Below are 24,687 nucleotides of genomic sequence, written 5' to 3'. Positions count from 1 at the left end.
TGTCTGGCGAAGGGGTGGACGCCATGAGAGGTGATCTGGACGAGACACTGGCCCGGATGGCACGGCGCGAGGAGGCGCTGCGCCGCCGGGCACCGATGCCCGGCGAGCCGGCCGGGACGCCCGAGCGGGACGTACCCGTGGAGGCTGCGGACGAGCCGGGCGACGGGCGTGCGGGGCACGGCGCGTACCGGCTGCGCGGTGGCGAGGCACCGGTGCGGCGTGACCCGGTCGAGGAGGTCGCCGAGGCGGTCCGGCGGGTGGTGGCCGAGCACCCAGGGCTGGCCGTGACGCTGCGCGTGGAGCTGGGCGAGCAGGCGTACCCGCTGCGGGTCTCCTGGTCCGGCACGGCGGTGACGGTGGGCCCGGCGGCGCCGCCCGCGCCGCCGCCGGCGTGGCCCATGTCGGTGAAGACGGTGCCCGCGCCCGGCCACGACCCGCTGGAGTCCGACCCGGCGGCCCGGCTGGCCGAGATGATCCGGCGCGACCCCTCGCTGCTGGACGACCCGGGCCCGCGCTGACCCGGCACCCGATGATCGGGGCGGCTACTGTCGGCGGGTGGCCGAACCCGACCTGACCCTGACCGCGACGCTGCGGTCGGCCGCGCTCGACGCCCGCCGCGGCGTGGTACGTCTGCATCCCGAGGTGCTCACCGCGCTGGCGCTGCGCCCCGGCGACCCGGTGCGCCTGACCGGTCGCCGGGTCACCGCCGGCATCGCGGCCGCCGCCGAGCCGAGCACCAGCGGTGCCCTGCTGCACGCCGACGACCTGCTGCTGGGCAACCTCGGGCTGCGGGCCGGCGGCCAGGTCACGGTGAGCCCGCTGCCCGCGACCCCGGCACGCCGTCTCACCCTGTCCGGCCCGGCCGCGGTGGTCGCCGCGGTCCCGCCGGAGATGCTGCGGCTCGCGCTGCTGGGCAAGGTGGTCACCGCCGGGGACGACGTCTCGCTGCTGCCGCAGGACGTGCTGCCGGACGCCGCCGTGCGCGGCCTGATCGAGGCCGCGCGGCGCAGTCTGGCCAGTTCCGTCGGGTACGCCTGGACGAGCACGCTGCTCACCGTCGTGTCGGCCGAACCGGCGGTCGGCGCGCTCGTCACCATGGACACGGTCGTGGGCTGGGAACACGGCCCCGCCACCCGCGGCTCCGGTCCGGCGTCCTCGTCCCCCACCGCGCGGGTCTCCGCCCCAGCCACGCCGGCCGGGACGGAGCCCGGCGGGGACCTGCTCGGCCCGGAGGACGCACCCGACGTGGACGAGCTGCCCGGCCTGCGCGCACAGGCCGAGGAGCTGACCGAACTGCTGGACCTGGGCTTCCACCACCGCGAGGTGCTGGGCCGGCTCGGCACCACCGTCTCGCTCGGCGTGCTGGTGGAGGGTCCGGCCGGCTCGGGCAAGTCCGCGCTGGTGCGTGCGGTCGCCGCCCGGGTCGGCGCGGGCGTCCGGCCGCTCTGGGCGCCCGAGCTGGCCGCGCTCAGCAACGACGCGGCGGCCCGCCGGCTGCGCGAGGCGGCCTCGGCGGTACGCGCCGGTGGGCCCGCCGTGCTGCTGGTCACCGACGTGGAGTCGATCGCCCCGGCCGACGAGCCGGGCCCGCTGGCCACCGTGTTCCGGCAGGTGGTGGCCGAGACGCTGCGGGCCGGCGCCGCTGTGGTGTGCACCAGCGGACGCCCCGAGGCGGTCGACCCGGCGCTGCGCGGCCCGGACCTGCTCGCGCTGCGGATCACCGTGCCGCTGCCCGACGCGGCGCTGCGCCGGGAGCAGTTGACGGTGCTGACCCGAGAGGTGCCGCTGGCCGGTGACGTCCGGCTGGACGAGGTGGCCGCCCGTACCCCCGGATTCGTCGCGGCGGACCTGGCGGCGCTGGTACGCGAGGCCGGGGTACGCGCGGCGCTGCGGCAGAAGACGGCGGAGACGCCGACCGTGGCGATGGCCGACTTCACCGCCGCGCTGGAGGTGGTCCGGCCGACCACGATGTCCGCGTCCACGCTGGAGCTGGCGTCGGTGACGCTCGACGACGTGGGCGGGCTGCACGAGGTCAAGCAGACGCTCACCGAGTCGGTGCTCTGGCCGCTCACCTATCCGGACACGTTCGCCCGGCTGGGCGTGACACCGCCGCGCGGCGTGCTGCTCTACGGTCCGCCCGGCTGCGGCAAGACCTATCTGGTGACCGCACTGGCCGGTTCCGGGCGGGCGAACGTGCTGTCGGTGAAGGGCGCGGAGCTGCTCTCGAAGTGGGTGGGTGAGAGCGAGCGGTCGGTCCGGGAGCTGTTCCGCCGCGCCCGCCAGGCCGCGCCCACGCTCGTGTTCCTGGACGAGGTGGACGCGCTGGCCCCGGTGCGCGGGCAGGCCACCGACGGCGGTACCACCGACCGGGTGGTGGCCGCGCTGCTGACCGAGCTGGACGGCGTGGAGGCGCTGCGCAACGTGGTGGTGGTCGGTGCGACCAATCGCCCCGAGCTGGTCGACCCGGCGCTGCTGCGTCCCGGCCGCCTGGAACGGCTGGTCTACGTGCCGCCGCCGGACGGTCCGGCCCGCACGGAGATCCTCCGGGCGTCCGCCCGGGACGTCCCGCTCGCGCCGGACGTGGACCTCGACGCGCTCGGCGCCGAGCTGGACGGCTTCTCCGCCGCCGACTGCGCCGCGCTGATCCGGGAGGCGGCGCTGGCCGCCATGCGGGAGTCGCTGGAGGCGAGCACCGTGACCGCCGCGCACGTCGAGGCGGCCCGGACCCGTGTCCGCCCCTCCCTGGACCCGGTGCAGCTCGCGCACCTGGAGTCGTACGCCACCGGCCGGTCCTGACCGCTCGGCTCTCGCCGCACCGGCCGGCGCTCAACCGGCGGCCGGCGAGCGCTCAACCCGCCGGCCGCCGGTCCGGTCAGCTCTCGTCGCGGCGCCGGGCGGCCGGGCGGCGGGGACGCTCCGGCACGCGGCGGCGGCGCTCGGGTTCACGCTGCCCGCGTGCCGGACGTTGGCGAGCGCGCTCCGGCGCGGTCAGGACCGGCTCGTCGGCGTACTCGTCGTCGTCGAAGTCCTCACCCTCGTCGTAGGCGGCGTACTCGTCGTCGGCCGGCCCGGCGTCGCCCCGCTCCTCCCGGAGCGCGGTCTCGTGGTCCTTGACCACCTGGGAGTCCTCGATCTCGCCCCGCCAGCCCTCGACGGAGTCCGGGTCGAGCACGGTCTCGGTCATCACGTGCCGGACGAAGTGCTTCAGCTCCAACCGCACGCGGCGGCCCTGGGCCCGCCACAGGTTGCCGGTGTGCTCGAAGAAGCCCTGCGGGTGGTACTCCAGCACCACCAGGATCTTCGTCAGTTCCGGGCCGACCTCGTGGAAGCTGACCGTGCCGTCGACGGAGCCCTTCTCGCCCTTGGAGCGCCAGTGGATGAGCCGGTCCGGGATCTGCCGGACGATCGTCGACTCCCAGGTCCGGTGCGACCAGAGCACCTGCGCCTTCCAGGTCATCTTCTCGTCGGAGTCGCAGTCGGCCTGCTCGACCTTCTTCATGAAGCTCGGGAAGTCGCCGAACGTCGTCCACTGGTTGTACGCCACCCGGACCGGCACGCCGACCTCGATGGTCTCGACGATGTTGGTGACCTTGAGCTTCTTGCCCCCGCCCTTGCCGCCCTTGCCACCCTTGCCGCCGCCGAACGCCGACATCACCTTCTCCTTACCGCCGGCCAGGCCGGCATGGAACATCGCCTTCAGCGGGGAATCGCCGTCGGCGAGCTTCTGCGCGCCGGTGGCCGCGGCGACCAGGCCGGGCCCGCCGCCCTGCTTGGCGTACTCACTGAGCCGACCGGTGGCGCCGGTGACCCGCTCGGTGACCGCCTCCGCGACCCGCTCCCCGATCGCGGAGGCGAGATTGCGCAGCTCGCCACCGATCTGGTCACGGGCCCTGTCGGTGATGCTGTTGGGGGCCATGGTCACCGCCCCCGTCCACGGCGCACCGGCGCCGGCCGCCCGTACCGGTCATCGCCGTCCCGGTCATCGCCGTCCCGGTCATCGCCGCCCCGGTCATCGCTGCCCCGGTCCTCGTCGTCGCGGGTTGACGGCTGCTCGTCGAGCTCCTGCTCCTCGTCGGGAGCCGAGCGCCGCCCGTCGTCCGGCTGCTCCCCGGACCGGCCCGACGACCTGCGCCGCAGCGCGTCGGCGCCGCCGCGCAGCTTGCCGCTGACCGCGTCGATGCCGCTGCCTGCGGCGGCGGTCGCCGCGGCCTTGCCGGCGGTGACCAGCGGCGCGCCGAGCTTGCCCAGTTGCGGGCTCGTCCCCAGCAGGCCGGTGGCCATCTGCTTCAGGCCGCCCGGGTTCTGGCTGGCGCGGCCGGCCGCGACCGCGGCAGCCAGGGTGAGTGCGGTTCGCAGCTTCCGGCGGCGGCCGATGACATATCCGAAACCGACCGCCAAGGCGATCCGAGCTCCGCTCTTCATCAGTTCTCCCTCGCTCCCCGGCGGAAGGGACACCTCATGGGTGGAGCAGGCCCGGAATCATCTGCCGGGGATCAGCGAAAAAGGGGCCTGCAACCGGTGTCCCACGTCAGCGGACCCGGCGGGCAGTACCCGTCAGAAAATGCGCAAAACATTTCCGCCGGCGAACGCGAAAGGCGTCGCAGGAAGGGAGAAACCTCGCACCGGAGCCCTGATGAGCAGGGACGACGCGGGCTGGTTGCCCTTCGGCAAACGATGGTGTCAGCGGATCGGGAGGGCGGAATCCAGACACATTGTCGCGTGGATCTTCCCGTTCTCCTCGCGCAATTCCGCCCCGCATTTACGAAGAACGGAGAGAGCGCCCGCATTGTCCGGCGTGGTGTCAGCGACGACGGTGCGCATCCCGGCCGCCGCAGCGGCGTGCAGCAACTGCCGCAGCGCTGCGGCACCCAGGCCCCGGCCCCGCGCCGACCGGCCCAGCCACATGCCGGTCTCCACCGTCCCCGGCTCGTCCCGGCGGGTCATCCGCACCATGCCGACCACCTCGCCGCCGGAGACGATCGCGTACATGGCCGTGCCGGTCGGGCCGTTCAGCCCGCCGAGGCTGGCGCGGTGGAACTCGCGGAACGCGTCGCGGCGGGCCAGCGACCAGCCCGCGGGGGCGTCCACCGGAGGCATGACGTCCTCCGGCTCCGCCTCGGCCGCCGCTACGGAGAGCAACGGTTCCAGGTTCCGCTCGTCCACCGGCTCCAGCCGTACAGCACCCGTCACGTCGCGCAGTCTGCCGCGCGTGACCCGGGTCGTCCACCCCTTTGGGGCGGGATTGCCGCTATGGCCGACCGCCTCGTCCGGTCGTACCCCCGGGGTGTTCCCGCCTCACGCTGCGTTGTCATCCGACCGGTCGTTCCCGCCGTGAGCGTGGTCACGGCCGAGAGTAGAACTCGCAGAGCACGGCCGACGCGTCGTCGGTGCGCTTGCGTCGCCGCAGCCGGTCCGGGTGCTCCCGCTCGGCCACCCGGACCCGGTCGATCAGGCCGTCCGGGCCCTCCACTGTCAGCACCTCCAGCAGCCCGACCCAGTCGAACAGGCCGAACTGGTCGACCGCGCAGGAGGCGCCGTCGCTGAGCAGCGCGGCCCGCCGCAGCGCCCCCGGACCGCGCAGCGGAAGCGTCCCGGTCAGCGCGTGGTACGCCGCGTCCGGGTCGCTCGCCGCCGCCCAGTAGCCATGGGTGCGGTTCATCCGGGTCCGCTGCACCGTCGTCGCGCGGCGGAACCGGGTCGCCGGGTCGGTCTCGCCGTCGGGCAGCGCGGCGGCGCTGCGGCGCAGGTCCGCAACCGCGTCCGCGAGCCGGTCGTCGGTGACCACCTCGATCCCGCGGTCGGTGTCGAGCACCAGCGGGCTGTCGCAGAGCACCAGGTAGTCGACCCGGTCGCCGCTGTGCCGCAGCAGGCAGACAGTGGACGACGGGGTGCCGGGATGGTCGAGGTCGCACGTTTCGCCGTGGTCGGCCCGTACCGCGAGGATCGCCGCCGCGAGGCTGCTCATCAGCGTGGCGGCGGGCCGGGCCGCGATCGCCAGGCCGATCCGGGCGGCCAGGTGCCGGACGTACCAGGCGGGACCGTGCACGCAGCCGGTGTCGAAGCCCTCGGGCACCGTGGCCCCGTCGAGGACGCCGGCGAGCGGGCCGAACCGGAAGACCACGTCCTCGTTCTCCGGCCGGCCGGGTGCCGGGTCGGAGGCGGAACGCACCCGCATCACCGGCGTCTCCGCGGCCGGGCGGGCCGGCCTGCTGCCGATCGCGTACCGGCGGTCTGGTGCCCCCATCGTCGACCTCCGTTCGTCGTCGCCGGCCGCCTACCCGGCCCGCGCCCGGTCATCCGCCACCGGCCCGATCGAGGTAACCGCGCGTCATGGCCCCTGGACTTTCGGTAGCGTCGGACGCGACCGGGTCGGTCCCGGCGACAGGGGGATTCGAGATGTTGGAGCGGTTGCACGAGAGCGGCTTCCGGGCGGAGCACGCCTACCTCGCCGGGTTCGTCAGCATCGGCCTCTCGATGACCAGCTGGTTCCTCTCCAAGCACATGGAGCGCGCCGGGGTGGCGCGGGCGGACCGCTGGGGCATCTTCATCGGCGAGTGGGCGCCGACGTTCTTCGCCATCGGCAACGGGCTGCGCACGTACGAGAAGTGACGCTCGTCAGCGGCGCCGGTTACGGGCACGCGACGAGCGCAGCCGGCGCAGCCGGCCGATCAGCACCGGCTCGGCGGCGAGCGCGGCCGGCTGGTCGAGCAGGGCGTTGAGCAGCTGGTAGTAGCGGGTCGCGGAGAGCCCGAACGTGTCCCGGATGGCCTGCTCCTTGGCACCGGCGTGCTTCCACCACTGCGCCTCGAACGCCAGGATCCGCCGCTCCCGCTCGGTGAGGCCGTCGCCCGGCGCATCGGACGGCGCCGGCGTGGACGCCGGACCACCGGACGGCGCGGCGTCGTCGGGGGACGTGCTGTCGTCGACGGGCGCGGACCGGTCCGGCGGCGTGGACTCGACCGGTGGCGCGGTACGTGGCGGCGGGACGGCACCCGCGTGGCGCGTAGCCGCTGTCGGCCCCGGCGGGTCGGGCCGGTCGACGGCGGCCCGCTGCGAGGCGTCGGCGGACATGGCGCTCCTCTCCGACGGCGGGTGGCCGGCACGCGGAACGCGCCGGCCGGGGGGAGCCCCAGCGTAACCAGGGCCGCCCCCGGCCGCATCGGACGCGGGGTCCGCGCCGCCGGGGGGAGCCGGCGGCGCGGACCAGGTCAGGCGATGTCCCGCCGCCGCATCGTCCAGAACGCGGCCACGAGCGCGCCCACCAGGGCCACGCCGAACACCACGGCCGACTGCTGCCAGGTGACCAGGTACGTGGCCGGCTCGCAGGAGCCCTGGGAGAACTGGCAGGTGTCGTAGTCGAACAGCTCCGCCTGCTTGAGGAACCACGACTGGGCGTACGTGGACAGCACGTACCGGTCGCCGAACTGGACGCCGAGCACGGCGACCGCGATCCGGATGCCGATCTCGCTCACCGCGAAGATCCCCACCGCCGCGCCGAGCGCCATCGCCGTGTGCCGGCCGAGCGAGGCCAGCGCGAACCCGATCGCCGCCACGAGCAGCGTCATCGCCAGCGCGCGCAGGCCGTCCAGCCCGATCGACTGCCACACTCCGGCGGTCATCTTCGCGGTGCTGCCGCGCTGGCTGGCGATCAGCCAGAACGCCGCCGTCCAGAGGGCGCCGAGCACCACGGTCAGGCCGAAAACGGTGGTGAGCAGGGCGGCCAGCTTCGTACCCAGCACGGTGAGCCGTTTCGGCCGCCAGAGCAGCAGGTTCATCATCCCGCCGGTGTTCCACTCGGCGCCCACGAAGGAGGCGCCGACGATGAAGCCGAACAGCGCCACGGAGGCGGCGAACACGGCGATGAACAGGGGGAACTCGGCCCGGAAGTCGAACTGGTACGGCAGGTACCACTTCGCCTCGAACATGTCGGGCTGCGGCTGGTAGTCCTTGCCGCAGTTCGGGCCGTACCGTTCCTCGGTCTTCTCGCCGCGCGCCTGGGCCGCCTCACACTCGGCGATGGTGCGCTTCCACTCCGTCATCGCGGTCTGGTAGTCGTTGTTCGCCTTGGCCTCGGCCTCGGCCACCGCGGCGGGCGACAGCTTCTCGCTGGAGAAGCTGAACGCGGTCGCGACTGTGGCCAGGCCGACCACCAGCAGCACGAGCATCAGCCGGGTCACCCGGCGCTTGCCGAGCCGGCGCAGCTCGGTGACGAACAGGCTCATGCGCCCCAACCTCCTGCGGTGCCGGTCTGGTCGACCTTGGCGGACTGATCGACCTGACGGTGCTGGCCGGGGACCGGCGCGGTGGCGGTCAGTTCGAGGAAGACGCTCTCCAGGTCGACCGCGACCGGGGTGAGCTCGCTGACGTAGAGGCCCTGCTCGGCGAGGAGCCGGCTGACGGTGGCCGGCTTGTCCACGCCGGACAGCACCAGGTGGTCGGGCTCGGCGGCGACGCGGACCCCGGCGCGGGTGAGCGCGTCGGCGGCCTGGGGCAGGTCGCTCACCGCCTCCAGGCGGACCCGCACGGAGTTCTGGGAGTGGGCCGCGAGCACCTGCTCGACCGGCCCGAACGCGACCCGGCGGCCGAGCGAGATGATGGTGACCGAGTCGCAGATGAGCTGGATCTCGCCCAGGATGTGGCTGGAGAGCACCACCGTCATGCCGCTCTCGGACAGATCCCGCATCAGCCCGCGCATCTCCCGGATGCCGCCCGGGTCGAGGCCGTTCGCGGGCTCGTCGAGGATCAGCAGCTCGGGGTTCTTGAGCAGCGCGGAGGCCACGGCGAGGCGCTGCTTCATGCCGAGCGAGTAGGTCTTCACCCGCTCGCCGGCCCGGTCGCGCAGCCCGACCAGCTCCAGCACCTCGTCCACGCGCTGCTTGGGCAGCTCACCGGCCTGGGCCAGCAGGCCCAGCGTGTCGCGAGCGGAGAAGTGCGGGAAGAACTGCGGACTCTCCACGATGGCGCCGACCTGCCCGGCGACCGCCGGCAGCGCGTGCGGCAGCTCCTGGCCGAGAATGGCCATCCGGCCGCCGTTCGGCTTGATCAGGCCGAGCAGCGTACGCAGCGTGGTGGTCTTGCCCGAGCCGTTCGGGCCGAGGAAGCCGTGCACCTGGCCGGCCTCGACTCGCATGTCGAAGCCGTCGAGCGCGTGGCGGACCCCGCGTTTCCGGCTCCGGTACGTCTTGCGGAGACCTTCGATCTCCAGGACAGCCGACACAGCTGACCTCCCCCGATAAGTAGGCGTCAGCGACACCATACGCGGTATGCACCGGAAGGCAATACCCGGTATGCAGTGTCGGCGTGTCGGGTGAGGTCAGGCGCAGACGACGTGCACGCCCGCGTCGCGGAACGCCGCCACCACGTCGGGGGACGCACCGGAGTCGGTCACCAGCGTCTCCACCCGGTCCACCGGGCAGATCCGGGCGAACGCGTGCCCACCGAGCTTCGAGGAGTCGGCTATCACGACGACCCGCTTGGCCCGGGCCACCATGAGGCTGTTCATGGCCGCCTCCCCCTCGTGGTGCGCGGCGGCGCCGAGCTGCGGGTCGATCGCGTCCACGCCCAGCAGCGCGACGTCCAGCGTGACCTCGCGCAGCAGCGCCCCGCCGAGCGGGCCGACCAGCTCGAACGACTTCGGCCGGACCACGCCGCCGGCCACCACCACCTTCATCCGCGAACGCACCAGCAGCTCGTTGGCGATGTTCAGCGCGTTGGTGACCACCGTGAGCTGGGCGCCCTCCGCGCTGGTGTTGAGATCGGGACGGACCGCCAGCGCCCGCGCCACCTCGGTGCTCGTGGTGCCGCCGTTGAGGCCGACGACGGTGCCCGGCGACACGAGCGCGGCGGCCGCCGCGCCGATCCGCTGCTTCTCGGCCGAGTGCTTCGCGGTCTTGTAGCGCAGGGGCAGGTCGTAGGAGACGCCGTTGGCGACCGCGCCACCCCGGGTACGGGTGATCATCTGCTGCTGGGCGAGCTGGTCGAAGTCGCGGCGGATGGTGGCCTGGGAGACGTCGAGCCGCTCGGCCGCCTCCTCGACGGTGACCCGCCCGCTGTCGGTCAGCATCTCCAGCAGCGCGTTCCAGCGCGCGTAGCGGTCCACCGCGGGGCCCTCCCCAAGACTATGCGTGAACGGTGATCGGTTGCGTGCACACTAGTGCGCGAAACTGGGTCCGCGCAAAACCCTGCGCTGCGCGAACTGGGAGACGGTTGCCACGGCCACCCCACTTCGCGCAGAATGACGCGCGAAAGGCGGCCATATCGCGCCGTATTGCGCAAGGTCTCCCTCGGCGAGGAGTTGTCATGGCGTACGTGCACGCGGAGATCGCGAGCCAGCCCGACTGCTGGCGGGAGGCGGCGCGACTCGCCCCGACCGTCGCCGCGCACCTGCCGCGCCCCGGCGAGCGGGTCGCCGTGGTCGGTTGCGGCACGTCGTGGTTCATGGCCATGGCGTACGCCGGGCTGCGCGAGGCCGCCGGCCAGGGCGAGACCGACGCCTTCCAGGCCAGCGAGTTCCCGGCCGGCCGCCACTACGACCGGCTCATCGCGATCACCCGATCCGGCACCACCACCGAGGTGCTCGACCTGCTCACCGCGCTGCGCGGGCGGATCCCCACCACGGTCCTGGTCGGCGACCCGGACTCGGCCGCCGTCACGCTCGCCGACGCCACAGTCGCGCTGCCCTTCGCCGACGAGCGGTCGGTGGTGCAGACCCGCTTCGCCACCACCGCGCTCGCGCTGCTGCGTGCCCACCTCGGCGAGGACCTCGGCCGCCTGGCCGCCGACGCCGAGGTGGCCGTCCGCGCCCCGCTGCCGATCGACCCGGCCGGCATCGAGCAGGTCACCTTCCTCGGCCGCGGCTGGACCGTCGGGCTGGCCCAGGAGGCCGCGCTGAAGTGCCGCGAGGCGGCCACGTTCTGGGCCGAGGCGTACCCGGCCATGGACTACCGGCACGGCCCGATCTCGGTCGCCGCACCCGGCCGGCTGGTCTGGGCGCTCGGCGAGATCCCGGACGGCCTGCCCGAGGACGTCGCCGCGACCGGCGCCGCGTTCGTGCACAGCCGCACGCACGGCTGGCGCACGGTGCTGACGAGCTGGTCGGCCGGCCGCAACCCGGTCGACCCGATGGCCGACCTGATCCTGGCCCAGCGCTTCGCGGTCGCGCTCGCCACCAGCCGCGGCCTCGACCCGGACGCGCCCCGTCACCTCACCCGGTCCGTGGTACTGGCATGAGCGAACGCACCGAGCGCAGCGAGGGCCGTGAGCGCATGCGCGGCCGGCAGACGGCGTGAGCGCCGGCGACGAGGTCGTCGTCGCGCTGGACGTGGGTGGCACCGGGATGAAGTGCGCCCTGGTCCGGCCGGACGGCACGACAGTGCACACCGAACGGCACGCCACCGACGCCCGGCGCGGCCCGGAGGCCGTGGTCGGCACGATCCTCGACGTGGCCGAAGGGCTGGCCGGCAAGGCCCGCGCCGACGGCCGTACGCCGGTGGCCTGCGGCATCGCCGTACCCGGTGTGGTCGACGAGGCGCGCGGCGTGGCGGTCTGGTCGGCGAACGTGGGCTTCCGGGACGTACCCCTGCGGGAGCTGGCGGGCACGCGGCTGGGACTGCCCGCGGCGCTCGGCCACGACGTGCGTGCCGGCGGCCTGGCCGAGGCGCGGCTCGGGGCCGGGCGGGACGCCGGTCACGTCCTGTTCGTCGCCATCGGCACCGGCATCGCCGCCGCCCACGTAGTCGAAGGGTTCGCCGCCACCGGCGCGCACGGCGCCGCCGGGGAGATCGGCCACATCCTGGTACGCCCCGGCGGCCCGCGCTGCGGGTGCGGGCGGACCGGCTGCCTGGAGGCGGTGTCGTCGGCCTCGGCGATCGGGCGCCGGTACGCCGAGCTGTCCGGCGCGCCCACCACCGCCGCCGAGGTGGCCGACCGCGCGGCCGCAGGTGAACCGCTCGCCGTGGAGGTGTGGCAGGAGGCGGTCGAGGCGCTCGCCGACGGACTCGCCACCGGGCAGGCGCTCTACGATGTGTCGACAGTGGTGCTCGGCGGCGGGCTGGCCCAGGCCGGTGCCCGGCTGTTCGACCCGCTGCGGCGGGCGTTGCGCGAGCGGCTGACGTTCCACCGCGAGCCGCGCCTGGTCGCGGCCGACCTCGGCGACGAGGCCGGCTGCCTCGGCGCCGCCCTGCTGGCCCTGGACACCCTGGCGAAGGAGAGTCGATGACCCGGCGCGTGACCGGCAAGGTGGTGACCCCGACCGGCGTCATCCGGCAGGGTTGCGTGGAGATCGCGGACGGGCGGATCACCGCTGTCGCCGAGTACCCGTCGGTGCGCGACGGGCACTGGATCGTGCCGGGCTTCGTGGACATGCACACCCACGGCGGCGGCGGGCACACGTTCACCACCGGCGACCCGGAGTCGGCGCGGCAGGCCGCCGCGTTCCACCTCGGGCACGGCACCACCACGCTGCTCGCGAGCCTGGTCAGTTCCCCGTTCGAGCTGATGCGCGACGCCACCGCCGCCTACCGACCGCTGGTCGAGTCCGGCGTGCTCGCCGGCATCCACTTCGAGGGCCCGTACCTGTCCGCCGACCGCTGCGGCGCACAGAACCCGGAGTTCCTGCGCGACCCGTCCACCGGCGAGCTGACCGAGCTGATCGAGCTGGGCGGAGGCGCCGTCCGCATGGTCACCATCGCTCCCGAGCGGGACGGCGCCACCAAGGCGATCGAGCTGCTGGTGTCGCACGGCGTGGTCGCGGCGGTCGGGCACACCGACGCCACCTGGGAGCAGACCCGGGCGGCGGTGGCCGCGGGCGCGAGCGTCGGCACCCACCTGTTCAACGGGATGCGCCCGGTGCACCACCGCGAGCCCGGCCCGGTGGTGGCGCTGCTGGAGGCCCCGAACGTGGTGTGCGAGCTGGTCGCCGACGGCGTGCACCTGCACGACGGCATGCTGGGTTTCGCCACCTCGGTGGCCGGTCCGGAGCGGGCCGCGCTGATCACCGACGCGATGGCCGCCGCCGGGATGCCCGACGGCGAGTACGAGCTGGGCGGCCAGGCGGTCACCGTGTCCGACGGGGTGGCCCGGCTCAGTCACAACGACGCGATCGCCGGCAGCACGCTCACCATGGACGCGGCGCTGCGGCACGCGGTCGGCGCGGGCGTGGCCCTGCCGGACGCCTGCCGGATGGTCGCCACCACCCCGGCCCGCGCGATCGGTCTGGGCGACCGGGTGGGCGCGCTCGTCGCCGGGCTGCGCGCCGACCTGGTGGTGCTGGACGACGACCTGAACGTGGTACGGGTGATGCGCGGCGGCGACTGGGTGGAGTGATCCGCCCGGGCGTCAGACGGTGGGCACCTCGACGCCGAGCACCGCCTGCTCGTCCGGGCGGTGCACCAGCACGTCGGCCAGGTACGACTGGACCGCCTGACGCATCCCGACGTCCCGCCCGGCCTGCTCGGAGAGCAGCCACTTGTGCTCGATGATCTGGGCGAACAGCTCCTGTGGCTCCAGCTTGCGGCGCAGGTGCCCGGGAACCGCCCGGACCACCGGCTCGAAGACCTCGGTCAGCCAGCGGTGCGCCGCCTGCTGCTCGTCGGTCAGGTCGCTCTCCAGCCGGTAGGCGTCCAGGTCGTTGAGGAGCTTACGGGCCTGGTTCTCCTCCGCGTCCAGGCCGGTCAGGCGCAGCAGCCGCCGGGTGTGGTAGCCGGCGTCGACCACCTTCGGCCGGACCAGGTAGCGCCCGTTGTCGACTGTCGACATTGCCACCTCGGCCACGTCGAAGCCCAGCTCGTTGAGGCGGCGGATGCGGCGCTCGATGTCGTGCCGGGCGGTGCGCTCGACCTGCTGCTCGTAGGTGATCTCGTGCCAGAGCCGTTCGTAGCGCCGCACGACCTCCTCGCAGACCACCTCCGGGTCGATCGACTCGTGCAGCAGGCCGGCGGCCTGGAGGTCGAGCGCCTCGCCGAAGATGTTGACCCGGGCGATCTCCAGGTCCTCGCCGCGCTGGCCGTTGGACAGCGACGGGTACAGCGCCCCGGTCTCGGCGTCGACCAGGTAGGCGGCGAACGCGCCCGCGTCCCGCCGGAACAGCGTGTTCGACAGCGAGCAGTCGCCCCAGAAGAACCCGGTCAGGTGCATCCGCACGATCAGCGCGGCCAGCGCGTCCAGCAGCCGGTTCATCGTCTCCGGGCGCAGTGTGTTGGAGAACAGCGCCCGGTAGGGCAGCGAGAACTGGAGGTGCCGGGTGATCAGCACCGGGTCCAGCGGCTCGCCGTCGTCGGTCTGCCGGTCGGCCACGATCGCGATGGCCTCGACCGACGGGAAGTCGATCCGCTCCAGCGCCCGCAGCAGGTCGTACTCGCGCTCGGCGACCCGCTCGCCGGTCTCCTTCACCGCGTAGACGTACCCGCCGAGCCGGACGAACCGGACGATGTGCCGGGAGATGCCCTGCGGCAGCGCCACCAGGTGCTCGGCAGGCCACTGCTCCAGCGGGGTCGACCAGGGGAGGTCGAGCAGCGCCGGGTCGACGAGAGCCGAGGTGATCCGCACGGCAACCAGTGTGACCGCTGACCCCCGCGCCGCGCTTCCCTTCGTGGCTGGGCACACAGCCGCCGATGCCCGCGCCGTCCGGCCGCCGCCCGCGGCCGGTAGCGTGGTCGCGTGCGTCAGACCTCGGGGGTACGCGGTAACCTGCGGCTGCGGCCGGTCCGGCCGGCCGGGTGGTGGTTCGACGGGCTGCTGCTCGCGGCGGTGGTGGCGCTGACCGTCGCGCTCGCCTCCGGCCACCTGTTCGGCCTCGACCGGGCGGTCGCCGACTGGTCCGACGAGAACCGCCCGGCCGCCGCCCGCTGGGTGGCGATGACGCTGAACCTGCTCGGCCAGGGCACTCCGCTGACGCTGCTCGCGGCCGGGCTGGGCGTGCTGCTGGCGCTGCGGCTGCGCTCGGTGCGGCCGCTGCTGCCGCCGGTGGTCGGGTTCGTGCTCACGTTCTTCACGATCGGGCCGCTGAAGGTGTGGACGGCCCGCCCGGCGCCGAGCGCCTCGGTCAAGGAGCCGTTCCTGTCGCCCGAGCAGACGCTGCCGCTGTTCCAGCACGACCTGCCGGTGCGTTTCGCGCAGTCGTACCCGTCCGGGCACGTCGCCAACGCGATCGTCTGGTACGGCGTGCTGGCCCTGCTGCTGGCCCCACTCGTGCGCACGCTCGGCCGTACCGTGCCGCCCCGGCTGGTCACAGTGGTCCGGGTGGTGCCCCCGGCGGTGGTCTTCTGCACCACCGTCTACCTGGGCTGGCACTGGCTGACCGACTCGGTCGCCGGGCTGCTGCTCGGCCTGCTGCTGGACCGCCTGCTGCGCCGGGTGCCCTGGGACGACCTGCCGCTGCCCCGCCGCCTCGGCGACCGGGGCCGGCCGGTCGCGTGGTCCGCGCCGCGCTGAGCGGACGACGGCACCCCGTGTTCACCCCGGCCTCCTAGGCTGCCGGTGTGGAACAGCTGGCACGGCGACTCGGCGTACCCGACGCGGTCGTCATCGGTCTCGGCTCGATGCTCGGCGCGGGTGTCTTCGTGGTCTTCGCCCCGGCCGCGGCGGCGGCCGGCGGCACCGGCCTGCTCGTCGCGCTGGCGGTGGCCGGCTTCATCGCCTACTGCAACGCGACCAGCTCGGCCCGGCTCGCCGCCCGCTACCCCGAGTCCGGCGGCACCTACGTCTACGGCCGGGAACGCCTCCACCCGTTTGCCGGTTTCCTCGCCGGCTGGGGATTCGTGGTCGGCAAGACGGCGAGCTGCGCGGCCATGGCGCTGACCGTGGGGGCGTACCTGTGGCCGGGGCGGGCGCGGCTCGTCGCGGTCCTCGCGGTGGTGGCGGTGACGGCGGTGAACCTGCGCGGGATCGGCAAGACCGCCACCGCCACCCGGGTCCTCGTCGCGGTGGTGCTCACGGTGCTCGCCGTGGTCGCGGTGACCGGCGCGCCGCAGGTGGCCACCGACCGGCTCACCGCACCGGCCGGGATCGGCGCAGGCGGCGTGCTGACCGCCGCCGGCCTGCTGTTCTTCGCCTTCGCCGGGTACGCGCGGATCGCCACGCTGGGCGAGGAGGTACGCGACCCGGAGCGCACCGTCCCCCGGGCGGTGCCGCTGGCGCTCGGCGCGGTGCTGGCGATCTACCTGACGCTGGCAGTGGTCGCGCTCGGCGTGCTCGGCGCCGACCGGCTGGCGTCCACGGACGCGCCGCTGGTCGAGGTGGTGACCGCCGCCGGGCACCCGGGGCTGGCCTGGCTGGTCCGGGCCGGTGCGGCAGTCGCGGTGACCGGCGTGCTGCTGTCGCTGCTGGCGGGCGTCGGCCGGACCACGCTGGCGATGGCCCGCCGAAGGGACCTGCCGGCCGCGCTGGCGGCGGTCCACCCGCGTCACCGGGTGCCGCACCGCGCCGAGCTGGCGGTGGCCGCTGTCGTCGCCGTCGTGGTGACCGTGGGCGACGTCCGGGGCGCGATCGGCTTCTCCAGCTGCACGGTGCTGGTCTACTACGCGATCACCAACGCGTCGGCGCTGACGCTCGGCCCGGACCCGGCCCGGCGCGTCCCGGTACGGCTGCTCGCCGCGCTGGGGCTGGTCGGCTGCCTGGTGCTGGCGGTCAACCTGCCGCTGCCGAGCGTGCTCGCCGGTTTCGGCGTGCTCGCCCTCGGCGCGCTCGGGTACGCCGTCCGCCGCCGCCGACCTGCCTGACCGAGCCGACGCGCCCGGTCATTCCTGCGGGCGGCGCGCGGCGGGCGGGCCGGTGGGCGCCGGCGGCGGCGCGGGCGTGGTCTCCCGGAGCAGCGCGGTCAGCCCGGCCCGCCGGGCCACCACCGTGAGCCGGTCACCGGCCTGGATCACCATGCGCGGGTCGGCCGACCAGTCGGCCTTCTGGTTCGGGCGGGTGTACGCGAGCAGGCGTACCTCGCCGGGCCGGGCCACGGCGCTCAGCGGACGCCCGTCCAGCGGCGAACCGGCCACCACCGGCACCTCGGTGACCAGCAGCGCGTGCCGGTCGACCGGGATGGTGGCGACCACCGCGCGGTCGAGCAGGGCCGCCGCGAACGCCGGCGCGGCCAGATAGGACACGCTGCGCGAGATGCCGATGCCGAACGCCTGCTGGATCCGCTCGGCGAAGTCGCCGTCGAACAGCCGCAGCACCACGCGCAGATCCGGGTCGAGGGACCGGGCGATCAACGCGGCCCGCAGATTCGTCCCGTCGTCGGTGGAGACCACCACGAGCGCCTGGCAGGTGTCCACCGAGGCGGACCGGAGCGTCTCCTCCCGGCCCGCGTCGCCCACGATCAGCGGCACGCCCAGCCGGTGCGCCAGTGCGGCGCCACGCGCGTCCGGGTTCTTGTCGATCGCCACCACCTCGACGCCGAAATCGTGCAACTGCGCCATCACCCGGGTGCCGATGTTGCCCAGCCCGACCATCACCACGTGCCCGGAGCGGTCCGGCTGCACCCGGCCGGCGTGCAGCGCCAGCCGGGCGTTGACGATGCCGTCGACCACCGCGGCCGTGATCAGCGGGATCAGCGCCAGCCCGGCCAGGTTGAGCACCACCTGCATCACCTGGGCCGCGACCGGCTTGTTGACGTCCGGATCCTGGCCGGTGAGCGTGGTGACCAGCGTCAGGTAGACCGCCTCGCTCCAGCTCACGTCGGCGGCCCGGGCGTTGAGCCAGCCCAGCGCCGCGATCACCGCGAGCAGCACCAGCACCGCGATGCCGATCTTGCGGGTGGCGAAGTGGCGGACCGCGCGCAGCAGGACGGCGACCGGCTGCCGGCGCCGCCGCGCCCGGACCAGGCGCCGCGCGGCGACCTCGGTGCCCGCCGGCCGCCCGGTCGCCTCGGCCAGCACCACGTCGGCCGCCGCCTCGTCGGCGGGCAGCACCCGGACCAGGTCCGGGTCGGTGGTGACGGCCAGGCCGCAGACCACGTCCTGCGGGCGTACGTCGTCGCGGCGGGCCACGTAGAGCGTGCGCCCGGCGTGCCGGAAGTGGGTCGGCGCCACCTCGCCCAGCGCGGCGGCGACGAAGGCGGGGGCGGCCATCGAGGCGTCGGAGAGCACAGCCGAGTCGGGGAAGAGCTGCCGCAGCCCGTCCGCCAGGTTGGTGTTGAACATCCGCACCACCAGGCGCAGCCTCGACTCGACCTCCTGGGCGCACAGCGCGGCGTGCATGTTGCCCACGTCGTCCTGGTGCAGCAGGGCCAGCCCGGCCGCCCCGGCCAGCCCGGCCCGGCGGAACGCGGCCTCGTCGAGCCGCTCCGCCGTGACCACCCGTACCCCCGGCACGTCCCGCCCGTCGGGGCCCTCGGACCGGCGGCGGCCCGGCACCACGAGCGTGACCCGCACCTGGCCGTCGGCGCTGTCGGTGGCGAGCAGCGACCGGACCACCCAGTAGGCGAGCGGGTCGGAGCCGCAGACCACGTAGTGGGGGCGTTCGTCACCGTTCATCCGGAGCCGCCAGCCGGTCGCGCGGCGCGCGCGGTCGCGCAGTGGCTCGGCCATGTCCGGATCGTAGTCAGCCGCTCGCGATGTGCGCAGCCCCGGCGATCATGAACGCATGGCGGGGCCGGGTACGGGTAGAGCACCGGCATGCAGACGTTCCTGCCGTATCCGGACTTCCTGGCCAGCGCGCGCACGCTGGACCAGAAGCGGCTGGGCAAGCAGCGCGTGGAGGCGATCCAGGTGCTGCGCGGGCTGACCCGGCCGGACTACGGCTGGCGCAACCACCCCGCGGTGAAGATGTGGGCCGGGTACGAGGAGGCGCTGACCCGGTACGGGCTGGACATGTGCGCGGTGTGGTGCGAGCCGGGCCGGGCCGACACCTGCGCCGGCACGCTCGCCACCGATCTCGCGACTGCCTGCGGCATCTCGGTGATCCGTACCCAGGACGAGCTGGCCGCCGCCGGTGAGCTGCCGCCCTGGCTGGGCCGCGACGACCTGCACCGCAGCCACCGGTCGTCGTTGCTGCGCAAGGACCCGGTCCACTACGCACCGCTGTTCGGCGACGTCTCCCCCGACCTGGAGTACGTCTGGCCGCCGTCGGACCGGCCACGCCGCTGCCTGCCGTGAACCCCCGCCGAGGCGCACCCAGCGGGTTGCCCACCGAGGCGGCAGACTGTGAGCACCGCCGACTGGAGGATGCCCCGTGGGTCTGTCGCAAGTGGTAGGTCGCCTGATCGGCGTACGCGAGCACGTGGTGGACCCGGGCGGCGGTGGCGCCGACCGCGTGCCGCGACCGGTCCCGGCGCTCGTGGTCGGCGGCGGCATCGCCGGCATGTCGGCGGCTGTGGTGCTGGCCGAGCGCGGGGTGGCGGTGACGGTGCTGGAGGCGGCGCCGCACCTCGGCGGACGACTCGGCGCCTGGCCGGAGGCGTTGCCCGACGGCGTCCAGCGCAACGAGCACGGCTTCCACGCGTTCTTCCGGCAGTACTGGAACTGGCGGTCGATCCTGCGCCGGGTCGACCCGGCGCTGGGCTTCCTCAAGCCGGTCCCGGGCTACCCGATCCTGTCCGAGCAGTGGCCCACCGAGGAGTTCGGCAAGCTGCCGCCCGCGCCGCCGGCCAACCTGCTGGCGCTGCTGCTGCGCAGCCCCAGCCTGCGCCTGGCCGACCTGCGCGCGATGGACCGGGACGCGGCGCTGCCGCTGCTCACCTACGACCCGGTACGCACCTACGAGGAGTTCGACGAGCGGACCGCCGACGAGCTGCTCACCTCCCTACGGCTGCCGGACCGGGCGCGGGCCATGCTGTTCGAGGTCTTCTCGCACTCGTTCTTCAACCACGAGGCGGAGATGTCGGCCGCCGAGATGATCGCGCAGTTCCACTTCTACCTGCTCGGCAACCCGGAAGGGCTGGCCTTCGACTGCCCGGACCGGGACTACGGCACGGCGATCTGGGAGCCGCTCACCCGGCACGTCGAGAAGCACGGCGGCCGGGTGCTGACCGGCGCGGCGGCCGCCCGGCTGGACCGTACCCCGGACGGCTGGCGGGTCACCGACGCCGACGGTGACGCCTGGGAGGCGCCGCACGTGGTGCTCGCGGTGGATCCGCCCGCACTGGCCGCGCTGGTCGACGCCTCCCCCGGCCTGGTCGCGGCGGCACCCGAGCTGGTGGCGCGGATGCCCGCGTTCGGTAGACCCGGCCCGCCGTACGCGGTGGCGCGCTACTGGATGGACGGGGACGTCCGGGCCGATCGCGCGGTGTTCAGCGGCGTCTCCCGGCAGCCCACGCTGGACTCGGTGACGCTCTACCACCGGCTGGAGGACGAGCCCCGCCGCTGGGCCGAGCGTACCGGCGGCTCGGTGCTGGAGCTGCACGCGTACGCCTGCGAGCCGGACGTGCCGGCCGACGAGCTGGCCGACCGGATGCTGCGGGAGCTGACCGCGCTCTGGCCGGAGGTGGCCGACCTGCGGGTACGCGAGCTGCGGGCCCGGGTCGAGGCGCAGGCGCCGGCGTTCACGCCCGGCAGCAACGCCTGGCGTCCCGGGGTGGAGACCGACGCGCCGGGCCTCTACCTGGCCGGGGACGGCATCCGCACGGAGTTCCCGAGCGCGCTGATGGAACGGTCGGCGGCCACCGGGATCATCGCGGCGAACCACATCCTCCGTGCCGAGAGGGCGGCGGCCGAGCCGGTCCGCTCGATCCGTCCGCGCGGGCTGCTGGCCGGCCGGGCCGCACCGAAACGGTCATAAGCGACCAAAAACGCCTCTACGCTCGACTGATCCGGTGACACGGGAGGTCGGGCGGTGAGCACCGCGACGCGGGATCGGCGCGACGAGGGGCACGGGACGCCACGGGACGAACGGACCGCGGTGGTCACCGCGCTGCGGCTCGGCTGGTCGATGGCGGACGCCTACCACCACGCGCAGACCGCCGACCTGACCGGGGACGGGCACCGGCAGACGCCGGCGCCGCCGAAGCTGTCGAACCTGACCGAGCTGGCCGGGCGGCACCGGCTCGGCATGTACCTCGACGGCGTGGACGTGGCGCTGGCCCAGATCGCGCCGCTGACCCCGCCAGGCCGTACGGTGCCGTCCACCGCCGCCGCCCGGGGTGCCACCGGGGCCGACCGGGAACCGCTGCTGCGCGCGCTCGACGACCTCAACATCGACGTGCTGCGGTGGACGATGGCGACGAACCACCGGGTCGGGGTGGCGTACCGGCTCGGGCGCTCGCTCGCCGACACCGTCCGGCGCGGCGACGCCGACCAGCTCGCCGCGCGCTTCGGCGGCCGGCACCTCCAGATCAGCAGGTGGCTGGACGAGCTGGCGAGCGTGCTGCCGCCGTACTCGGCCGCCGTGGTGCGCCGCTCGCTCGCCGCGTGGGCCACCGCTGTCGGCCGGGCCACAGTGGGCGATCCGGGCGAGGCCGGGCTCGCCGAGCTGGCCCGCGAGCTGCGCAACCAGGGCGACCTGTGGCAGGACGTCCTGACCGGCGGCCTGCACCCACGCGACCTGCTGGACGAGGAGAACTGGGCGGTGATCGCCCGCAACGTCGTCATCCGGGACCGGAAGCTGGTGGCGCAGGCGGCCCGGGGCATCTTCTGGCCGGTGCTGGCGCCCCTGCTCGTGGTGCTGCTCGCGGTCGTCGGGGTCAGTGCCGCCGCCGCGGCCGGCTCCCCCACCACCCGGGCGGCGGTGGCGCTCGTCGGCCTCGGCGCCGGGCTGACCGCGATCTGGCGGTCGATCTCCACACCAACGCTGTCGGTGGCGGCCGAGGTGAACCGCCCGCTGCTGGACAGCGAGCTGGTGGTGCAGATGACCGCCCGGATCGACAGACCGCTCACCGCCGCCCGGCGGGCCGGGCGGGCCGGACGGCAGCGGCGGCCCGCCGACGACGGATCGAAATACGTTGCCCGCGATTCCCGAATCGATCTACCGTGAGCGCGCAAGGTCAGCCGCCGTTCCAGGAGCCGTCGATGTCGCTGCGATCCGCCACCACGATGACGTCGTGGCTGCTCGGCGACGGCTGCCGGGAACACGGTCCCTGGCCCGGAGGGCACGACTGACGCCTCTCGCGTTCCCGTCGTCGCCGTACCGCCGACTGTGAAGGGAGAGCCCGGTGGACGCCGTCCTCGTCATCAACGCCGACCTCGGCCCGCTGCACCGGGTCACCGTCAAGCACGCGATCCGGATGCTCTGCCGCCGGGTCGCCGAGATCCACGAGGCCGAGCCCGACCGGGTGATCGGCGTCTTCCCGCTGCCGCGGGTGGTCCGCCTCGTCCGGTACGTGGTGACCCGCTGGCGCTTCAGCGCCGGCCCGGCCTGGTCCCGGGCCGGGGTGCTGGCGCGCGACCGGCGGCGGTGCGCCTACTGCGACGGCGCGGCGAGCACGATCGACCACATCCTGCCCCGCTCGCGCGGTGGCCGGAACACCTGGGGGAACACCACCGCCGCCTGCTACGCGTGCAATCAGCGCAAGGGCGACCGGACCCCGGCCGAGGCGGGCATGCCGCTGCGGCGGGAACCGGTGACGCCGAGCTGGGCCGCACTGGCGCGGTGACGGACGGCCGGCGGGCACAGGGGGCGGTGTCGGGGTACGCCCCGGCGCCGCGCCCGCCGGTCCCACCACGCCCTAGGTGTCGAGGCGGCGCGCCAGCCCGTCGAGCAGGAGGTCCAGCCCGCCACCGAACTCGTCCTCCGGTCCGACCGCGCCGGCCTCGCGCGCGGTCTCGGCGAGCAGGGGGAACTCGTCGCGGGGCAGCGCCGCGATGACAGCCGTGCCGGGCCCGGCCAGCGCGCCGAGGTGTTCCATCTGGATCGCGCCGACCACGTAGCCGAGCAGGGCGCGGAACGCGACCACCCGCCCGGTTCCGGTGAAGCCGGCCCGGGTCAGCACCGCGAGCACCGCCTCGCCCCAGCGCAGGATCGCCGGTGAGCGGTGCCGGTGTGCGGGCAGCAACGGGACGACGGCCGGATGGGCGCCGACCGCCCGGCGTACCCGGCCGGACAGCTCCCGGACGCCGTCCGGCCACGGGACGTCGAGCGGCGGGCGGGTGTCCACCCGGTCGAGGACCCGCTCGACGACGAGCGCCTCCAGTTCGTCGCGATCGGCGACGTAGCGGTAGAGGCCCATCGTGCTGGTGCCGAGCTGCGCGCCGACCGCGCGCATGGTGAGGCCGCCGAGGCCGTCCCGGTCGAGCACCGCGAGCGCCGCGTCGGCGAGCCGGGCGGGGGTCAGGGAACGGGGACGGGGCATGGCCTTGACAGCGTACAAGATACGCCTACGGTTGTAGGAGTACGCCGTACGCCTACAACGGGAGCGCGCATGGACGTCGTCACCCCCCGCCACCTCACCAGCGTGACCGGCGCCGGAGTAGACCTGCCCGACCCGGACCGCCTGGTCCACCTCCAGTTCCGTCGCTTCGCCGGCTGCCCGGTCTGCAACCTCCACCTGCGCTCGATCGTCCGCCGGCACGCCGAGATCGAGGCGGCCGGCGTACGCGAGGTGGTGCTCTTCCACTCCCCCGCCGACGAGTTGCGCGAGCACGTCGCCGACCTGCCGTTCGCCGTGCTGGCCGATCCGGACCGGCGGCTCTACCGCGAGTTCGGGGTGGAGTCGGCGCGGCGGTCGCTGCTCGATCCGCGCGCCTGGCTGCCGATCCTGCGTGCCGTGGTGACCGGCACCTGGCACGTCCTGCGCGGCCGGGAGCGGCTGCCGTCCCGCACGCCGCACGGCGGGCGGCTCGGGCTGCCGGCCGACTTCCTGATCGCCCCCGACGGGCGGGTGCTCGCCGCGAAGCACGGCGAACACGCCTCCGACCAGTGGTCGGTGGACGAGTTGCTGGCCCACGTCAGCGCGGACCGCGCGTCACGGTGACCGCCAACCGTGCGTTCGCGGCTGACGCCGGCCGTCCGGTCAGCGCATGGCGGGCGGGGTCCAGCCGAAGCGCGGCGGGCGGCGCTCGTTGATCGCCGCCACCCCCTCGCGGGCCTCGCCGCTGTCCCGCACCTGGGCGTGCCACCAGGCGAGCCGGTCGGCGTCGGCCCGCCCGTCCACGATCTCCTTGGCGGCGGTCACGGTGAGCCGGGACCGCTCGGCGACGGTGGTGGTCAGCGCCGCCACCCGCCCGGCCAGCTCCCCGGCCGGCAGCACCTCGTCCACCAGGCCGATCCGCAGCGCCCGCTCGGCGTCGACCAGCTCGCTGGTGAACAGCAGGTGCTTCGCAGCGGACGGCCCGACCAGCGCGGCCAGCCGCCGGGTGGTCGGCGCCGGATAGACCAGGCCGAGCCGGGCCGGGGGTACGCCGAACCGGGCGTCCGCCGCGGCCAGCCGCAGGTCGCAGGCGACGGCGAGCTGGCAGCCGCCGCCCACGCAGGCGCCCTCGATCGCGGCGACGGTGGGACGGCCGAACGCGGCGAGCCGTTCCTCGGCGGCCACCGCGATGCTGCCGTCACCGGCGGCCAGCAGCTCGTCCAGGTCGCCCAGGTCGGCGCCGGCGCAGAACGTGCCGCCCGCGCCGGTGAGCACCAGTACCCGTACCGCCGGGTCGGCCTCCAGGCCGTCGAGCAGCACCGGGAGCTGCCGCCACATGGCCGGCGTCATGGCGTTGCGCCGGGCCGGGTTGTGGATGACGACAGTGGCCACCGGGCCGTCCAGGGTGACGGTCAGTTCCGCGTCGGACATGGGTCCGACCGTAACGGGCGGGGCCCGGCGACCACCCGCGTGGGGTG

25 protein-coding genes are annotated in these 24,687 nt (G+C 74.6%); 13 read left to right on the top strand and 12 right to left on the bottom strand.

Annotated features, from left to right (window positions below; translation table 11 throughout):
* Positions 1-23 precede the first annotated feature (23 nt).
* Positions 24-518 (top strand): hypothetical protein, encoded by a 495-nt coding sequence (locus V6U82_RS14320; protein ID WP_334461346.1) that lies wholly within the window; start codon positions 24-26, stop codon positions 516-518.
* Between the two features lie 37 nt (positions 519-555).
* Positions 556-2,796 (top strand): AAA family ATPase, encoded by a 2,241-nt coding sequence (locus V6U82_RS14315; RefSeq protein WP_334461344.1) that lies wholly within the window; start codon positions 556-558, stop codon positions 2,794-2,796.
* 76 nt (positions 2,797-2,872) lie between these two features.
* Here the strand turns inward: V6U82_RS14315 and V6U82_RS14310 are convergent, their stop codons facing one another.
* The 4 genes from V6U82_RS14310 to V6U82_RS14295 all read right to left on the bottom strand — a co-directional run bounded on the left by V6U82_RS14310 (position 2,873) and on the right by V6U82_RS14295 (position 6,244).
* Positions 2,873-3,916 (bottom strand): SRPBCC family protein, encoded by a 1,044-nt coding sequence (locus tag V6U82_RS14310; protein ID WP_334461342.1) that lies wholly within the window; start codon positions 3,914-3,916, stop codon positions 2,873-2,875.
* Between the two features lie 2 nt (positions 3,917-3,918).
* Complete coding sequence (locus V6U82_RS14305; protein ID WP_334461340.1) at positions 3,919-4,422, bottom strand: hypothetical protein; 504 nt, start codon at positions 4,420-4,422, stop codon at positions 3,919-3,921.
* A 258-nt stretch (positions 4,423-4,680) separates the two neighbouring features.
* Complete coding sequence (locus V6U82_RS14300) at positions 4,681-5,190, bottom strand: GNAT family N-acetyltransferase (RefSeq protein WP_334461338.1); 510 nt, start codon at positions 5,188-5,190, stop codon at positions 4,681-4,683.
* A gap of 151 nt (positions 5,191-5,341) precedes the next feature.
* The gene (locus tag V6U82_RS14295; RefSeq protein ID WP_334461336.1) at positions 5,342-6,244 is read right to left on the bottom strand and encodes a hypothetical protein; all 903 of its coding nucleotides are present in this window, start codon (positions 6,242-6,244) and stop codon (positions 5,342-5,344) included.
* A 152-nt stretch (positions 6,245-6,396) separates the two neighbouring features.
* Here V6U82_RS14295 and V6U82_RS14290 point away from each other — a divergent pair, with 152 nt between their 5' ends.
* Entirely contained in the window at positions 6,397-6,609 is a 213-nt protein-coding gene (locus V6U82_RS14290; RefSeq protein ID WP_026268495.1) for a hypothetical protein, read from the top strand.
* Positions 6,610-6,615: 6 nt separating this feature from the next.
* Here the strand turns inward: V6U82_RS14290 and V6U82_RS14285 are convergent, their stop codons facing one another.
* The 4 genes from V6U82_RS14285 to V6U82_RS14270 form a co-directional block, all read right to left on the bottom strand.
* Positions 6,616-7,071 carry a DUF3263 domain-containing protein gene (locus tag V6U82_RS14285; RefSeq protein WP_128138992.1) on the bottom strand — a complete coding sequence of 152 codons (456 nt, stop codon included), beginning with the start codon at positions 7,069-7,071 and terminating at the stop codon, positions 6,616-6,618.
* A gap of 137 nt (positions 7,072-7,208) precedes the next feature.
* Positions 7,209-8,222 carry an ABC transporter permease subunit gene (locus V6U82_RS14280; RefSeq protein ID WP_334461331.1) on the bottom strand — a complete coding sequence of 338 codons (1,014 nt, stop codon included), beginning with the start codon at positions 8,220-8,222 and terminating at the stop codon, positions 7,209-7,211.
* On the bottom strand, positions 8,219-9,217 hold the full coding sequence (locus V6U82_RS14275; protein WP_334461328.1) for an ATP-binding cassette domain-containing protein: 999 nt from the start codon (positions 9,215-9,217) through the stop codon (positions 8,219-8,221). Before V6U82_RS14275 ends, V6U82_RS14280 begins: the two co-directional genes overlap by 4 nt.
* 96 nt (positions 9,218-9,313) lie before the next feature.
* Positions 9,314-10,099, bottom strand: a complete 786-nt coding sequence (locus V6U82_RS14270; protein ID WP_120572866.1) for a DeoR/GlpR family DNA-binding transcription regulator — start codon at positions 10,097-10,099, stop codon at positions 9,314-9,316.
* A 200-nt stretch (positions 10,100-10,299) separates the two neighbouring features.
* Between V6U82_RS14270 and V6U82_RS14265 the strand changes: the two genes are divergently transcribed.
* From V6U82_RS14265 to nagA, 3 genes are read left to right on the top strand one after another with little or no spacing between them, the layout of a single operon-like run.
* Complete coding sequence (locus V6U82_RS14265; RefSeq protein WP_334461324.1) at positions 10,300-11,229, top strand: SIS domain-containing protein; 930 nt, start codon at positions 10,300-10,302, stop codon at positions 11,227-11,229.
* Between the two features lie 55 nt (positions 11,230-11,284).
* On the top strand, positions 11,285-12,217 hold the full coding sequence (locus tag V6U82_RS14260) for an ROK family protein (protein WP_334461322.1): 933 nt from the start codon (positions 11,285-11,287) through the stop codon (positions 12,215-12,217).
* Positions 12,214-13,323, top strand: a complete 1,110-nt coding sequence (nagA, locus tag V6U82_RS14255) for an N-acetylglucosamine-6-phosphate deacetylase (protein ID WP_145753667.1) — start codon at positions 12,214-12,216, stop codon at positions 13,321-13,323. The genes V6U82_RS14260 and nagA overlap by 4 nt, the downstream gene beginning before the upstream one ends.
* Before the next feature lie 12 nt (positions 13,324-13,335).
* Here the strand turns inward: nagA and V6U82_RS14250 are convergent, their stop codons facing one another.
* Positions 13,336-14,544, bottom strand: coding sequence for a DUF4032 domain-containing protein (locus V6U82_RS14250; RefSeq protein ID WP_334461316.1), 1,209 nt, complete (start codon positions 14,542-14,544; stop codon positions 13,336-13,338).
* A gap of 141 nt (positions 14,545-14,685) precedes the next feature.
* On the opposite strand from V6U82_RS14250, the gene V6U82_RS14245 reads away from it, so the two are divergent.
* Together V6U82_RS14245 and V6U82_RS14240 are read left to right on the top strand one after the other, a co-directional pair.
* Complete coding sequence (locus V6U82_RS14245) at positions 14,686-15,429, top strand: phosphatase PAP2 family protein (protein WP_334461405.1); 744 nt, start codon at positions 14,686-14,688, stop codon at positions 15,427-15,429.
* A 47-nt stretch (positions 15,430-15,476) separates the two neighbouring features.
* Entirely contained in the window at positions 15,477-16,715 is a 1,239-nt protein-coding gene (locus tag V6U82_RS14240; protein ID WP_128137643.1) for an APC family permease, read from the top strand.
* Positions 16,716-16,733: 18 nt separating this feature from the next.
* Here the strand turns inward: V6U82_RS14240 and V6U82_RS14235 are convergent, their stop codons facing one another.
* Positions 16,734-18,518, bottom strand: coding sequence for a potassium channel family protein (locus tag V6U82_RS14235; protein WP_435121976.1), 1,785 nt, complete (start codon positions 18,516-18,518; stop codon positions 16,734-16,736).
* Between the two features lie 87 nt (positions 18,519-18,605).
* Here V6U82_RS14235 and V6U82_RS14230 point away from each other — a divergent pair, with 87 nt between their 5' ends.
* The 4 genes from V6U82_RS14230 (at position 18,606) to V6U82_RS14215 (ending at position 22,516) form a co-directional block, all read left to right on the top strand.
* Complete coding sequence (locus V6U82_RS14230) at positions 18,606-19,085, top strand: MSMEG_6728 family protein (protein WP_121683858.1); 480 nt, start codon at positions 18,606-18,608, stop codon at positions 19,083-19,085.
* A gap of 76 nt (positions 19,086-19,161) precedes the next feature.
* Positions 19,162-20,706 (top strand): FAD-dependent oxidoreductase, encoded by a 1,545-nt coding sequence (locus tag V6U82_RS14225; RefSeq protein ID WP_334461312.1) that lies wholly within the window; start codon positions 19,162-19,164, stop codon positions 20,704-20,706.
* A gap of 54 nt (positions 20,707-20,760) precedes the next feature.
* Complete coding sequence (locus V6U82_RS14220; RefSeq protein ID WP_334461310.1) at positions 20,761-21,897, top strand: hypothetical protein; 1,137 nt, start codon at positions 20,761-20,763, stop codon at positions 21,895-21,897.
* Between the two features lie 178 nt (positions 21,898-22,075).
* The gene (locus V6U82_RS14215) at positions 22,076-22,516 is read left to right on the top strand and encodes an HNH endonuclease (RefSeq protein WP_128138148.1); all 441 of its coding nucleotides are present in this window, start codon (positions 22,076-22,078) and stop codon (positions 22,514-22,516) included.
* A gap of 72 nt (positions 22,517-22,588) precedes the next feature.
* Here the strand turns inward: V6U82_RS14215 and V6U82_RS14210 are convergent, their stop codons facing one another.
* Positions 22,589-23,212 carry a TetR/AcrR family transcriptional regulator gene (locus tag V6U82_RS14210; RefSeq protein ID WP_181726677.1) on the bottom strand — a complete coding sequence of 208 codons (624 nt, stop codon included), beginning with the start codon at positions 23,210-23,212 and terminating at the stop codon, positions 22,589-22,591.
* A 69-nt stretch (positions 23,213-23,281) separates the two neighbouring features.
* On the opposite strand from V6U82_RS14210, the gene V6U82_RS14205 reads away from it, so the two are divergent.
* Positions 23,282-23,833, top strand: coding sequence for a peroxiredoxin-like family protein (locus V6U82_RS14205; RefSeq protein WP_334461307.1), 552 nt, complete (start codon positions 23,282-23,284; stop codon positions 23,831-23,833).
* A gap of 39 nt (positions 23,834-23,872) precedes the next feature.
* Here V6U82_RS14205 and V6U82_RS14200 read toward each other — a convergent pair whose 3' ends face one another.
* The gene (locus V6U82_RS14200) at positions 23,873-24,640 is read right to left on the bottom strand and encodes an enoyl-CoA hydratase/isomerase family protein (protein WP_334461305.1); all 768 of its coding nucleotides are present in this window, start codon (positions 24,638-24,640) and stop codon (positions 23,873-23,875) included.
* Positions 24,641-24,687: the final 47 nt, after the last annotated feature.

Source organism: Micromonospora sp. CPCC 205554, from assembly GCF_036902745.1.
GTDB classification, from domain to species: domain Bacteria; phylum Actinomycetota; class Actinomycetes; order Mycobacteriales; family Micromonosporaceae; genus Micromonospora; species Micromonospora tulbaghiae.
The sequence above is the reverse complement of the archived record's forward strand: the minus strand, read 5'-3'. Positions and strand labels throughout refer to the sequence as shown.